This is a genomic window from Devosia sp. Soil_C_22, from assembly GCF_057657195.1.
Genome location: NZ_JBDGIY010000001.1, coordinates 1,172,650 through 1,186,289, shown reverse-complemented (window position 1 = coordinate 1,186,289; position 13,640 = coordinate 1,172,650). Strand labels below are relative to the sequence as shown.

The following is a 13,640-nucleotide window of genomic DNA, read 5'->3' as shown; positions in this document are numbered from 1 at the left end:
TAGGTTGAGGTCAAGCGGCCCTTGCCAATTGAGGGGCAACCCTCATTATCGCTTCTTGGATGACGCACACGGCGGGTAACAGCCCGTCCGGAGGTGCGTACTGGCGCCAGCCCTTGCCCGATCCCATTACCGCCCAAGTTGGCAAGGATCGTGGCTGAAATGACTGGTGGTCAGCCACATAGAATACACTATGGCTTGGATTCGGCTGTTGCGGGCCCGCCACAGTCGGTTAGCGAGAAGGTTGCGGAGCAGTTGATGCGCGGCGAGAACGAAGAAACCATTTTCCTCAAGGACTACGCGGAGACCCCCTACGCCATCGAAAAGGTCGAGTTGGATGTCCGCATCGCGCCCGACACCTCAGTCATCCGCGCGCTCCTGACGCTGGTGCCGCGCCCCGCCACCGCGCCCGGCACGCCGCTGGTGCTGGATGGCGAGCAGATGACGCTGCGCTCGATCGCCATTGACGGGCTGCCGCTGGCGCTCACCGCCTACGCCGTCGACGAGGCCAGCCTCACCGTGCACCAGCCGCCGACCAAGCGCTTCGTGCTGGAGACCGAAGTCGCGGTCGAGCCGGAAAAGAACATCCGGCTGATGGGCCTCTACCGCTCGAGCGGCACGTGGTGCACGCAGTGCGAGCCCGAAGGCTTCCGCCGCATCACCTATTATCTCGACCGGCCGGACATCCTCGCCCCGTTCAAGGTCCGCATGCAGGCCGACCGCACGCTGGCGCCGGTGCTGCTGTCGAACGGCAACCTCGTGGAGCAGGGCACGGTCGGCAGCGACCAGCACTATGCGGTGTGGGAGGACCCATTCCCCAAGCCCGCCTATCTCTTCGCCATGGTCGCCGGCGATCTCGGCTCGATTCACGACGAGTTCACCACCGCCTCCGGCCGCAAGGTGGCGCTCGGCATCTACTGCACGCATGGCAAGGAGAGCGAGTGCCTCTACGCCATGGATTCGCTGAAGCGCTCCATGGCCTGGGACGAGCGCCGCTTCGGCCGCGAGTACGATCTCGACATCTTCAACATCGTCGCCGTATCCGATTTCAACTTCGGCGCGATGGAGAACAAGGGCCTCAACATCTTCAACGACAAGCTGGTGTTCGCCAAGCCCGAGACCGCCACCGATGCCGACTACATCAGCATCGAGAGCGTCATCGCGCACGAGTATTTCCACAACTGGACCGGCGACCGCATCACCTGCCGCGACTGGTTCCAGCTCTGCCTCAAGGAAGGCCTGACCGTTTATCGCGACCAGGAATTCTCGATGGACGAGCGCTCGCGCCCGGTGAACCGCATCGAGGACGTGAAGCAGCTGCGCCAGACCCAGTTCCCCGAGGATGGCGGCCCGCTCTCGCACCCACCGCGGCCGGACAAGTACAAGGAAATCAACAACTTCTACACGGCAACCGTCTACGAGAAGGGCGCCGAGGTGGTTCGCATGCTGGCAACGCTGCTCGGCGAAGACGGTTTCCGCCGCGGTATGGACCTCTATTTCGAGCGCCACGACGGCGACGCCACCACCATCGAAGCCTTCATCAAGGTGTTCGAGGATTCTTCGGGCCGGGACCTGCAGCAGTTCCAGAACTGGTACCTGCAGGCCGGCACGCCGGAGCTTGCCGTCACCGACAGCTACGACGCGGCCAGCCAGACCTACACGCTCGAGCTGACTCAGACCAACCCGCCCACCCCCGGCCAGCCGGAAAAGCAGCCGCTGGTGCTGCCGATCAAGTTCGGCCTCATCGGCCCCAATGGCAGCCCGATGAGCTGGGCTGGCGTCTCCGGCGCCGATGTGCGCGACGACCTGATCGTCTTCAACGACGCCAGGGCCACGGTCACCTTCACGGGCGTCCCGAACAAGCCGGTGCCATCGCTGCTGCGCGGCTTCTCGGCGCCGGTGAAGCTCACCACCAATGCCACCGAGGCCGACCAGCTCTTCCTCGCCCGGCACGACAGCGATCCGTTCAACCGCTGGCAGTCGCTGCAGGACGTGTCGCTGAAGCTGGTGCTCGACGCGGTCGCCGGCATGCCGTGGAAAGACGCGCAGGTCGGCGCGCTGGCCGAGGCGCTCGAGGAGACGCTCAATTCCAAGGAGCTCGATCCGGCCTTCAAGGCGCTGGCGCTCGGCCTCCCCAACGAGCAGACCATCGCCCGCGCCATCGGCCACGATGTCGATCCCGACCGTATCCACACGGTGCGCGGCGAGCTGATCAAGGCGCTCGTCGCCCGCATCGCGCCGGTGCTGGAGAAGGTCTACCTGACCAATGACAGCCGCCTCGCCTACTCGCCCGATTTCCAGCAGACCGGCCGGCGGGCGATGAAGAACACCGCGCTCGCGCTGCTGGTCAACGGCGGGGCCACCGGAGCCGACAAGCTCGCCCGCGAGCAGTACGAGCGGGCCCTCAACATGACCGACCGCCTCTCGGCGCTCTCGACCGTGGTGCAGGCCTGGACCGCCGACGCGCAGGCGCTGCTCGGCGATTTCCGCACCATGTACACGGCTGATCCGCTGGTCCTCGACAAGTGGCTCGCCCTCAACGCCGCCGCCCCCGACGCGGGCGTCGTCGACCGCCTGCGCGCCATCCTCGCAGCGCCCGACTTCCCGCAGAACAATCCCAACCGCCTGCGCGCACTGATGGCGACGTTCGGCATGAACAACACCACCCAGTTCGCCCGTCCCGACGGCGCCGGCTTCCGCTTCCTCGCCGAGTTCGTCGGCGACGTCGACAAGCGCAACCCGCAGGTCGCGGCGCGCGTTCTCACCGCCTTCCGCATCTGGCGCAGCTACGAGGCGGGCAGGCGAGCCGAAGCCGAGAAGGCGTTGATGGCGCTGAGGGATTCCGGCACGCTCAGTCGCAACACGGGCGATATTCTGGAGCGCACGCTGGCGGGGTGAGGTCAGCACGCCGCACCCTCTGCTCCCCTCCCCCTTGCGGGGAGGGGCCGGGGGTGGGGGTCCATCGGCGATCCCCGCACCACCCCACCCTCAATCCCTCCCCGCAAGGGGGGGAGGGAGGCGATGAGGGCACGATCTCGCCGTGATCCTCCCCTGGGCAGGGGAGGGGGACCGCCGAAGGCGGTGGAGGGGGCGGCCACAGGCACGGACCTGCGCCCATAGTTAACAACCTCTTACCGCTAGAAGAATTTTTCTTCGCCGCTAAGTGATTCAACCGACTCACGAATTCGCCGCCGCCTCGCCTCGCGCCCAAAACCCCCTCTGGACAGTGACGGCGAAGCGGATTCAAAGTCACCGCACGGGGCAAATCACTGGGTCGCCCAATCACATAGGCGGAGGACTTGATGCGGCCGACGGAGCAATCCGGCGACGAGACGATGCGATTCCGTGCGCAATTCAGCCTGGTTGGCTGGCTAAGGCGCACGGCCATCACCGTGCTGGAGCACCTGCTCGACCGGCTCTCCGCCTCGTCACCCCCCGACAGCTCGGCCGCACTTATCGAAACCATGCCGTTCGGCGTCGCCTGCTGGGGCGCCGATGCGCGGCTGGTGGCCAGCAACTCCCGCTTTGCCGAACGCCTGCGCGTCGACCAGCTCGCCTGCGGCGCCGCCTACCACGAGGTGGTGAAGTCGCTGGCGCAGGGTGGCTACATGCAGTCCATCCGCGAGGACAGCGACAACCGCCTGCTCGAGCTGCACCGCGAGGACGGCTCCACCCTGCTCATCGAGGAGCGGCCCCTGCCCCGCTCCGGCTTCGTCACCCTGGTGATGGATGTCACCGAGAGCCGCCGCACCAACCAGTTGCTCACCTCGATCCGCGAGGAGCAGCGCCTGCTCGCGCGCCGCTATCACGAGGAAAAGCTGCGCGCGGAGGCGGCCAGCCGCTCCAAGACCACCTTCCTCGCGCATCTGAGTCATGACATCCGCACGCCGCTCAACCACATCATCGGCTTTGCCGACATGATGCGGCAGCAGCCGTTCGGCCCGCTCGGCGACGCCAAGTATCTGAGCTATGTCGAGGCGGTGAAAAGCTCGGGCGAGCGCCTGCTCGGCTTTTTCGGCTCCATCCTCGAGCTCGCCGAGCTCGAAGGCGGCCGCCGCGCCCTCAAGCGCGACCTGTTCACCGCCGACGACCTGCTGCTCGGCGTGTTCCGCCGCTTCACCGGCCTCGCCCAGCAGGCCGGTGTCACCCTCGGCCTCGGCGGCCCGTGCAATGCGCTGCTCACCGCCGACCGCTTCGCGCTCGAGCGGATGACCGCCAATCTCGTCGAGAACGCCATCCGCTTCACCCCGCGCGGCGGCAAGATCACGCTGGCCGCCTATGCCGCGGCCGATGGCGTCGTACTCGAGATCACCGATACCGGCATCGGCATGAGCCAGGAGCGGCTCGAAACCCTGTCGCAGCCCTTCGTCTTCGGCGATGCCGCCCTCACCCGCGACCGCCAGGGCGCCGGCCTCGGCATCGCCATCGCCCGCGCCATCGCCGAACTGAGCGGCGGCCACCTCGCCATCGACAGCCGCCAGGGCCTCGGCACCACCGTCGCCGTATCGCTGCCGCTGCTGATCGAGGAAGAAGCGAAGGCGGCCTAGAACAGGCGGATCGGGCCAGGATAGCGGGCGAGAGTTGCGTCCAAGGTTAGCAGTTCGATGCCTTCGACGATGGCTTGCGCCACCAGCAGTCGGTCGAATGGGTCCTGATGAACCCAAGGTAGCGCGGTGACCGCTACCGCGTGCTCACCCTGCACGGGCAGTTCGGCGTAACCGGCGTTCAGCAATGCACCGCGCAGGATTCCGGGATGCGCCCTGAAGTCGGCCCGCTGCTGCGAGTGCTTGATAGCGACCTCCCAGATACTTGCCGTACTGAATGCCGGCTCAATCTGAGGAGAAAGCAGAAATTCGGACAGAGCCTGCGGAAGCCTGTTCGGAGCCTGCTGGGACCAGAGCAGCAAATGAGTGTCGAGTAGAACTCGACTCATTTTCCGTAGAACATCTCTTCGATCTCGTCCTTCATGAAGCCCTTGAAGTCGTCCGGGATCGTCAACTGCCCCTGCAGTCCACCCAGACGCCGCGACGTATCCACCTTCGGCTGCTCGAGCGGCACCAGCTTGGCGACCGGCTTTCCAGCCTTGGCGATGACGACGGTCTCGCCACTGGCAGCCCGCTCGACAAGGCGCGACAGATGCGTCTTGGCGTCGTGGATGTTGACGGTGGTCATGAGCAACCTCGGGTGAACTTAGTCCACTAAACTTAGTCGATCTGGCGACCTTTCTCAAGGCGCCGAGGCACCCGGTCAGGCCACCAACAGTCATCGGCGCACATCATCGCGACACATTGCCATTGCGGACGATCATGTATGTAATTCCGTCTCTTCTCCTTGACATCGCGCCGACCACATAGAAAATCACGTCATTGTTTCGGGGAGAATACTGTAATGGATAAGCGCGCGATGGTCGTGATCGGCATTGTTGGCGTACTTGTGCTGGGAATGATCGCGATCACCGTGTTCTAGTCACGCCAGCCTGGTCCGGTTGATCGGGTGCGTTGACTAGATTTCTCGCGCCCGGGCGTACCAACTCTCCGCCGCTGCACTGACCTCCGCCTCCATCCCCCGGACCTCCTCGGCCAGCCGGTCGAAGGTCGGGGTGTTGGTGCGCTGCGCGAGCAGTTCGCGGAAGGCCGGGGTCCAGCCTTCGTCCTTGAACGGATCGGCGAGCGCCGCACTCATCACCTGCAGCACGGTGGAATAGAGTTCGAGGATCTCGGCCAGCCGCAGCCCCTCGGGCACCAGCCCGGTCTCGGCCAGCCGCCGCAGCACCACGCCGGTCGTGGCCTGCGGCGCAGCCACGGTCGCGCCCGCGACGAGCTGAGCCGATTGCGCAATGAACTCGAGGTCCACCAGCCCACCCTTGGCGAGCTTCAGATCAAACGCGTGCCGCCGCGGCCGCTCCTTGGCCATCAGCGCACGCATCGCCACCACGTCGTCGACGGTCTTTTGCACATCGCGCGGCCGGGCCAGCGTCTCGGCGATGGCGGCCTCGACGTCGGCGCTCAGGTCGCCGTCGGCATAGACCATGCGGGCCCGGCTCAACGCCAGGTGCTCCCAGGTCCAGGCGCTCTCGTGGTGATACTGCACGAACCCCTTGAGGCTGGTCGCCAGCGGCCCGGCATTGCCCGAGGGCCGCAGTCGCATGTCGGCCTCGTAGAGCACGCCTTCGGAGGTCGGGGCGCTCACCGCGGCGAGCAGCCGCTGGGTAAGCCGGGCGAAGTACTGGCTAGCCGGCAATGGCTTTTCGCCATCCGACTCGTCGGCGCCGTTGAGGTCGTAGAGCATGATGAAATCGAGGTCGGAGCGCGCCGTCATCTCGCGGCTCGCCATCTTGCCGAAAGCCAACAGTCCCACCCGCGCACCGGGCACTACGCCGTGCCGCTTCTCGAACTCGCGACGCACCGCCTCGAACAGTTTTGTCAGCAGCGCCTCGGCCAGCGTGGTGAACTGCTCTCCTGCCCGCACCGCGTCGATCGTCCCGGCCAGCAGCCCGGCGGCGATGAGGAACATCTGCTCCTGGCCGATGATGCGGGCCCGGTCGATCACCTCCTGGTAGTCGCGCGCGTCGGCGAAGAACGCCTCGATCTTGCCCAGCAGCACCTCGCGCCGCCGCACGTCGTCGGCAAAGGCCGGGTCGATCAACCCGTCCATCACATGGGCGCGGTGGATCACCGCATCGGCCATGCGCGGCGCCGAGGCCATCAGCGCCACCAGCAGCGTGCGCAAGTTCTCATGGTTGCGCAGCAGCGCGAAGAGCTGCACGCCCGAGGGCAGCCGCGACAGGAAATCGTCGAAGCGCCGCAGGGCATCGTCCGGGTTGCCCGCCTGCGCGATGGTCGAAAGCAGCGCCGGCAACAGCTCGGTCAGGTGCGCGCGGGCCGCCGCCGCCCGCGTCGCGGCATAGCTGCCATAGTGCCACTTCTTCACCGTCTCGATGGCCTTGGCGGGCTGGCGGAACCCCATCCGGCTCAGCGTCTCGACCGTCTCGGGATCATCGTCCGAGCCGGTGAAAACGAGGCTCCCCTCCACCGCTGCGAGGCTCTCGCCCTCGGCGAAAAGGTCGGAATAGTAGCCGACAACCTGATTCAACGCGCGCCGGTAAACCGTTTCGAACGTTGGCAAATCCATGCCCATCAGGGTCGCGATGGTGGTGACGCCGCCCTCGTCCTCCGGCATCACATGGGTCTGCTCGTCGCGCAGCATCTGCAGCCGGTTCTCCACCGCGCGCAGGAACCAGTAGATACGCGTCAGATCCTCGGCGGCGCGCGGCGAGATCCAGTTGGCCGCCGCCAGCGCCGCCAGCGCCCCGGCGGTCGGCTTCACCCGCAGCGAGACGTCGCGGCCGCCGGCGATGAGCTGCTGGGTCTGGGTGAAGAACTCGATCTCGCGGATGCCACCAAGCCCGAGCTTCACATTGTGCCCGGCGACGCGCACATCGCCGACATTCTTCGAGATATTGATCTGGCGCTTCATCGCCTGGATGTCGGCAATGGTCGCGAAATCGAGATGCCGCCGCCAGACATAGGGCGCCAGTTCCTTGAGGAAGGCCTCGCCCACCGCCTTGTCGCCGGCGCAGGGCCGCGCCTTGATCCAGGCGGCCCGCTCCCAGTTCTGCCCGCGCGCCTCGTAGTAGGTCAGCGCCGCCTCGATCGGCAGGGCCACCGGCGTCGCGCCGGGGTCGGGGCGCAGGCGCAGATCGGTGCGGAACACATAGCCATGGGCGGTCCGGTCCTGCATCAGCGCGGCCAGCCGCTGCACGACCCGGGTGAAGAATTTCGTCTCCTCGCCCGGCTCGTTCAGCCCCGCCCTTTCCGGATCGAAGAAGGCGACGATGTCGATATCGGACGAATAGTTGAGCTCGCGACCGCCGTGCTTCCCCAGCGCAAACAGCGCCAGGCCGCAATCCGATGCGGTCTTGGTGGTCAGTCCGCGCGCCGCCGCGAGCCGCATCAGCACGCTCAGCCCGGCATGCAGCGCCGCATCGGCGAGATCGGACAGCGCCGCCGTCGATTGCGCCGGCCCCCAGCGCCCGGTCACCTCGGACACGGCGGCGAGCAGCGCTACCCGGCCCTTGGCGATCCGCAACTCGCGGCCGATGTCCTCCTCGGTCTCGACCGTATCCCCGGCCGTCGCCACCTGCGCCAGCGCCGCGGCGAGCGCCACGTCCGGGGTCAGATCCCGTGCCGTGGCGAACCAGTCGGCATGGCGTTCGGCGAGGTCGCGCAGGTAGGGGGCGCTGGCGAGGAGGGTATCGAGCGAGACGGTCATGCCTCCCGCATACCTCTCCGAGCGCCGGATGTCATTCCGCACCGCTCGAAAACCATCGCGAGCGCGAATACTGCGAATTGTCGCTGGATTTTCAGCAACGTGCCGCTATTTTGCTGCGTCCTCACCTTCCGGTTTCATCATGCGCCTCGCATTTGCCGCCCTTGCCCTCACCCTCGGCATGGGCTCCGTTTCGGCCGCTGAACTCAGCGGCATCGGTGCCGCCATCTTCGGCAACAGCTTCAATTTCAAACAGGCCAATCTCGAGAAGGCGCCCGTCGGCGCCATCAAGGTCGGCAAGCTCGACGTGACGCTGCAGCACACCAAGCTCAGGGACATCCAGAAGGCGTTTGGCGGCACGCTGCAGGCCAGCGGCGAAGGCGGCGGCCGCGCCGACTGGCTCTGCTATGCGGCGGACGGCGCCAATGTCTGGTTCATCGCCAACGCGCTGGGCGGGCATGAATTCGTGATGATGGTCGCCGCCGAAGCCGGCAAGCCCGCCAAGGGCTGCGACCCGGCCCCCGCCGGCTTCGCCGTCCCCAATTTCGGCGTCCCCGGCCTCGGCGCCCCCGCAGCCGAGCTGAAGGCGAAATTCGGCGCCGCCTCAGGCAACAAGATTGCCTACCGCTCCGACCGTCCCGGCGGCTATTCCGACATCGCCCAGTATATCGGCTACGTGATGAAGAGCGGCAAAGTCAGCGCCATCGGCGTGGGCGAGACGTCGGTCCCGACGGCGCACTGAGGGTAAGCGCCGGCCTCGCCAAATCTCCCCGTTTACGGGGGAGGATAAAGGGAGCTCACGCCACCAGCGCCTGGAACTGCCACTCCGGGAACATCTTCGACATCTTGCCGATGGTCCGGAAACTGGCGCGGATCATGACGATCTCGCGCGTCCGGTTGAGGCTCACCACCTGCGGCGCCGGCACGAGCTGCACGGCGGCACGGCCGAACATGGTCAGGCGGTGCAGTTCTGTCGCGGGCATATGGACGATGAACGTGGTCATGGCTCCTCTCCTGCCACGCGCGCGTCTCGGAATGCTTACGTGACACACGCAATTTGCGTGGATTTTTCGCGGGTTAAGCCAGACAGGCGATGGCCGCTCTCATCCTCCTCCGCGCAGCGGGGGAGGGGGACCAGCGAAGCTGGTGGAGGGGGCGGCCGCAAGCACTATCGCTTTCAACACGCCGTCCATGTTTTCCATCACCTCGATGGCGGGGATGCGCAACACGCGGACGCCCTGCTCTCTCAGCCAGTTGGTCCGTCGCGCATCATGCGCGGCGCTCTCGGCGTTGTCGTGGGCATAGCCATCCACTTCGACGCACAGGAACGTCTCGACGCAGAAGAAGTCGAGGACATAGGGGCCAATGGGATGCTGGCGGCGGAAACGCAGTCCGCCCACGCCATGACCGCGAAGGTGCCGCCACAACAGCACTTCGGGCAGCGACATCTCGCGCCGCAACCGCCGCGCCCGCTTGAACGTGATGATCGGTCCGCGCATGTGGTCGCCCCCTCCACCATGCTTCGCACGGTCCCCCTCCCCGTAAACGGGGGAGGATTAGGCCCCCGGCAGATCAATCACCGCCCGCACCCCCGGCTCGTTATCCTCGAGCCGCAACTCGCCCCGATGCAGCCGCGCCACCGCAGCCACCAGTGAGAGGCCAAGCCCCGAGCCCGGTTCGGTCCGGCTCTGTTCCAGCCGCACGAAGCGCTCGACCACCCGGCCGCGATCCGCCTCGGGAATGCCCGGGCCGTTGTCGGCGACGGTGATCAGCACGCGCCCGCCTTCCGTGCGCAGCCCGACGCGGATCACCCCGGCCTTGCCCTCGGCCGGCTCGTAGTATTTCAGCGCGTTCTCGATCAGGTTGACCAGCGCCTGCCCGAGCAGCTCGCGGTTGCCGAGCAGCCTCACGCCCGCAGCGATGTCGGTCTCGAGCGCCATGCCCTCGTCCTCGGCGAGCGGGCCGTAAAGCTCGGCGACATCCGCCACCACGGCGCTGAGGTCGGTCTCGCTCAACGCCCCCGACGGCGTCCCCGCCTCGGCGCGCGTGATCATCAGCAGCGCGTTGAAGGTCTTGATGAGCTTGTCGCTCTCCTCGATCGTCGCTGCCAGCGCCTCCTTGCGGGCCCCCTCGTCCTGGCTTTCGCGCAACGCCGATTCCGCCTTGTTGCGCATGCGGGTCAGCGGGGTCTTGAGGTCATGGGCGACGTTGTCGGTCACCTCCTTCATGCCCAGCATCAGCTTTTCGATGCGATCGAGCATGGCATTGAGGTTGGTGGCGAGCGCATCGAACTCGTCGTTGCGCTTGGTCACCGGCACGCGTTCGGACAGGTCACCGGCCATGATCTTGTTCGAGGTGGTGGTGATCGTCTCCATGCGGCGGAGCACGCGCACCGCCGTCACCACGCCCGCCACCAGCGAGAACAGGAGGATGCCCCCTGCCCCGATGGCGAACCAGTTGAGCACGATGGCGGTGAAGCCGCGCCGCTCGACCACGTCGCGGCCGATCACCACGATCAGCCCGCTGGTCAGCTTTTCCGAACGCACCACGGCATTGCCCTGGCGCGGGCGCAGGTCTTCATCCCCGTCCAGCCCCTGGGCGCGGTCGTAGTTGAAGCTGTAGGTGCCGGGCTCGGCCACCACTTCGGGCGGCAGGTCGGAGACGTTGCCGACGATCATCTGCCCGGCCGGATCGGCGAGGTAGTAGATGCCCGGCCCCGGCTGGCTGGCGAGCTGGCCGATAGCGACGATGGTGGCGCGGAAACCGCCATCGTCGTCGAGCTTGCGGATGGCGCGCGTCTCGCGATCGATCTGCTGGGTCTGCTGGCGCTGCAGGTCCACCGAGGTCTGCCAGCTGATGAGGCCGAGCAGCCCCACGGCAAAGACCGTGAAGATGAGCATGAAGATCGCGGTGAGGCGTACCGTGGTCGTCCGCCACAGCTGGACCAGGCGGGACATGTCAGTCGCGGATCATGTAGCCAGCGCCGCGGATGGTATGCAGCAGCGGGTTGGCGTGCCCCTTGTCGATCTTGGCGCGAAGCCGCGACATGTGCACGTCGATGACGTTGGTCTGGGGGTCGAAATGGTAGTCCCAGACGTTCTCCAGCAGCATGGTGCGGGTCACCACCTTGCCGGCGTTCTTCATCAGGTATTCGAGCAGCCGGAACTCGCGCGGCTGCAAGAGGATCGCCTCGCCGTCGCGCTCTACCTTGCGACTCAGCCGGTCCAGCGCCAGCCCGCCGACTTCGTAGGTGGTCGCGGCCTCGGCCGGCGACGAGCGGCGCGCCAGTACCTCGATGCGGGCGAGCAGCTCGGTGAAGGCATAGGGCTTGACGAGATAGTCGTCGCCGCCGGCGCGCAGGCCGGTCACCCGGTCGTCCACCTCGCCCAGGGCGGAAAGGATCAGTACCGGCGTCTGGTTGTCCTCGGCGCGCAAGGATTCGATGATCGACAGGCCATCGCGGCGCGGCAGCATGCGGTCGACCACCAGAACGTCGTAGTCCATCGACGAGGCCATGGCGTAACCGGTCTCGCCGTCGGAAGCATGGTGGGTCACGTGCCCCGCCTCATCCAGCGCCTGGATCAGGTAGGTCGCCGCCTCGCGATCGTCCTCGATGAGCAGAATCTTCATTTGCACCGCCCAAAAGCGAGTAGCGAATAGTGAGTAGCGAATAGCAGGAAGGCGTCGCCGCTCATCTACTCGCTAGTCGCTATTCGCTATTCACTCAAGAACGGGCCCCGGAGCAATCGCCCCGGAGCCCCGGTAGTTACGACTTGGCCGAGTCGATCGGCAGGCCGATGAAGCGGGTCGCGCCATCGCGCTGCGCCTTCACCAGGGCCGTGCCGCGGCCGGCGTCCTTGACGCCCTGGATGGCCTTCTCGAAGTCATCCACCGAGCCGACGACCTGGTTGTTGACCTCGAGGATGGTGTCGCCCACCGCGATGCCACGCTCGGCGGCAGCGGAGTCGGGGTTCACGTCCTGCACCAGCAGGCCCTGGCCGCCATCGTTGGGCACGAGCGTCAGGCCGACGGAAGTCTCGGCCGGAGCGATCGGCTCGGGCGGGGTCGGCTGCTGCCGCTGGTCATTGCTGGCCTGGGCGGTTTCGTCGAGCTTGCCCAGCGTCACCGAGATCTTCTGCTCGGCGCCATCGCGCCAGATGGTCAGCTCGACCGCGGTGTCCGGGTTCTTGCCGGCAATGGTGCGGCTGAGGTCGAGCGCGTTGTCGATCGCATCGCCGTCGACGGCAGTGATCACGTCACCCGATTTCACGCCGGCTGCACCGGCGGGGCCGCCTTCGCTCGGCTCGGTGACGAGCGCACCGGCTGCCGTAGCAAGGCCGACGCTGTCGGCGATGTCACGCGTCACGTCCTGGATGCCGACGCCGAGGAAGCCGCGGGTCACGGTGCCCGACGAAATCAGCTGGTCGGTGACCTGCTTGACCACGCTGGCCGGGATGGCGAACGCGATACCGACATTGCCGCCATTGGGGGAGAAGATGGCGGTGTTGACGCCCACGACCTCGCCCTGGAGGTTGAAGTCCGGACCACCCGAGTTGCCGGTGTTCACGGCGGCGTCGATCTGCAGGAAGTCGCCATAGGCCGAGCCGGCAATGTCGCGGCCGCGGGCCGAGATGATGCCGGCGGTCACGGTGCCGCCCAGGCCGAACGGGTTACCAACGGCAACCACCCACTCGCCGACGCGCGGCTCGATGTCGCTCAGCTTGACGAAGGGCAGGTCGGTCTCGCCGTCGAGCTTGACCACCGCGAGGTCGGTCTTCTCGTCGGTGCCGACGACCTTGGCTTCCTTCTCGGAGCCGTCGTCGAAGACCACGGTCACCTTGTCGGCATTCTCGACGACATGGTTGTTGGTGACGATGTAGCCGTCAGCCGAGATCACGAAGCCCGAACCGGCGGCCATGAAGCGGCGCGGCTGCTGGCGCGGACCATCCTGGCCCGGACGCTGGCCCTGGCCGAACTGGTCACCGAACTGGTCGAAGAAGTCGCGGAACGGGTGATCGTCCGGCAGGTCGGGGAAGTTGAACTGGAACTGGCGGCCGCCGCGCTGCAGGTTGCGGCCCTGCTCGGCGCCTTCGACGACGATCGACACGACCGCCGGCTTCACGGCGTCGACGAGGTCGGCGAAATTGGGAGCATTGGTCACGGCCGGCGCAGTGATCTGCGCAGCCGGTACCAGCTGGGCGGTCTGGGCATTGCTCGCGGTCGTCGCGGCAACGAGGGCGGAGCCGCCACCGATACCCGCGATGATCGCAAGCGCCGAGGCACCGATCCAGCGGCGGGCGCGAGTATTGAGGATAGAGCGCATGGTGATCTCCTTCAGTCAGGCACTCGTGATAGGCCTGACATATGGAGACCGC

Annotated in this window: 11 protein-coding genes; 3 read left to right on the top strand and 8 right to left on the bottom strand. The window is 66.6% G+C overall.

The genetic code is table 11. The features are described 5' to 3' along the window. Window positions 1-255 precede the first annotated feature (255 nt). Both pepN and AC3A6I_RS05540 read left to right on the top strand, forming a co-directional pair. The gene (gene pepN, locus AC3A6I_RS05545; RefSeq protein WP_487542395.1) at window positions 256-2,895 is read left to right on the top strand and encodes an aminopeptidase N; all 2,640 of its coding nucleotides are present in this window, start codon (window positions 256-258) and stop codon (window positions 2,893-2,895) included. A gap of 404 nt (window positions 2,896-3,299) precedes the next feature. Further along, window positions 3,300-4,544, top strand: a complete 1,245-nt coding sequence (locus AC3A6I_RS05540; RefSeq protein WP_487542393.1) for a sensor histidine kinase — start codon at window positions 3,300-3,302, stop codon at window positions 4,542-4,544. Here AC3A6I_RS05540 and AC3A6I_RS05535 read toward each other — a convergent pair. From AC3A6I_RS05535 to AC3A6I_RS05525, 3 genes are all read right to left on the bottom strand, one after another. After that, window positions 4,541-4,930: a type II toxin-antitoxin system VapC family toxin gene (locus AC3A6I_RS05535; protein ID WP_487542391.1), complete on the bottom strand. Its 390-nt coding sequence runs from the start codon at window positions 4,928-4,930 to the stop codon at window positions 4,541-4,543. The two genes, AC3A6I_RS05540 and AC3A6I_RS05535, sit on opposite strands and share 4 nt — an antisense overlap. Beyond that, entirely contained in the window at window positions 4,927-5,169 is a 243-nt protein-coding gene (locus tag AC3A6I_RS05530; RefSeq protein WP_487542390.1) for a type II toxin-antitoxin system Phd/YefM family antitoxin, read from the bottom strand. The genes AC3A6I_RS05535 and AC3A6I_RS05530 overlap by 4 nt, the downstream gene beginning before the upstream one ends. A gap of 330 nt (window positions 5,170-5,499) precedes the next feature. Then, entirely contained in the window at window positions 5,500-8,268 is a 2,769-nt protein-coding gene (locus AC3A6I_RS05525) for a bifunctional [glutamine synthetase] adenylyltransferase/[glutamine synthetase]-adenylyl-L-tyrosine phosphorylase (RefSeq protein WP_487542388.1), read from the bottom strand. A gap of 139 nt (window positions 8,269-8,407) precedes the next feature. On the opposite strand from AC3A6I_RS05525, the gene AC3A6I_RS05520 reads away from it, so the two are divergent. Beyond that, on the top strand, window positions 8,408-9,007 hold the full coding sequence (locus AC3A6I_RS05520) for a hypothetical protein (RefSeq protein ID WP_487542386.1): 600 nt from the start codon (window positions 8,408-8,410) through the stop codon (window positions 9,005-9,007). Between the two features lie 55 nt (window positions 9,008-9,062). Here AC3A6I_RS05520 and AC3A6I_RS05515 read toward each other — a convergent pair whose 3' ends face one another. The 5 genes from AC3A6I_RS05515 to AC3A6I_RS05495 form a co-directional block, all read right to left on the bottom strand. Then, window positions 9,063-9,269, bottom strand: a complete 207-nt coding sequence (locus AC3A6I_RS05515; RefSeq protein ID WP_487542384.1) for a hypothetical protein — start codon at window positions 9,267-9,269, stop codon at window positions 9,063-9,065. A gap of 99 nt (window positions 9,270-9,368) precedes the next feature. Continuing rightward, window positions 9,369-9,764 (bottom strand): endonuclease domain-containing protein, encoded by a 396-nt coding sequence (locus tag AC3A6I_RS05510; protein WP_487542383.1) that lies wholly within the window; start codon window positions 9,762-9,764, stop codon window positions 9,369-9,371. Window positions 9,765-9,821: 57 nt separating this feature from the next. Next, window positions 9,822-11,222, bottom strand: a complete 1,401-nt coding sequence (locus AC3A6I_RS05505; protein WP_487542381.1) for a sensor histidine kinase — start codon at window positions 11,220-11,222, stop codon at window positions 9,822-9,824. 1 nt (window position 11,223) lies between these two features. Continuing rightward, window positions 11,224-11,895: a response regulator transcription factor gene (locus AC3A6I_RS05500; protein WP_487542379.1), complete on the bottom strand. Its 672-nt coding sequence runs from the start codon at window positions 11,893-11,895 to the stop codon at window positions 11,224-11,226. A 136-nt stretch (window positions 11,896-12,031) separates the two neighbouring features. Beyond that, window positions 12,032-13,588, bottom strand: a complete 1,557-nt coding sequence (locus AC3A6I_RS05495) for a Do family serine endopeptidase (RefSeq protein WP_487542377.1) — start codon at window positions 13,586-13,588, stop codon at window positions 12,032-12,034. Window positions 13,589-13,640 lie beyond the last annotated feature (52 nt).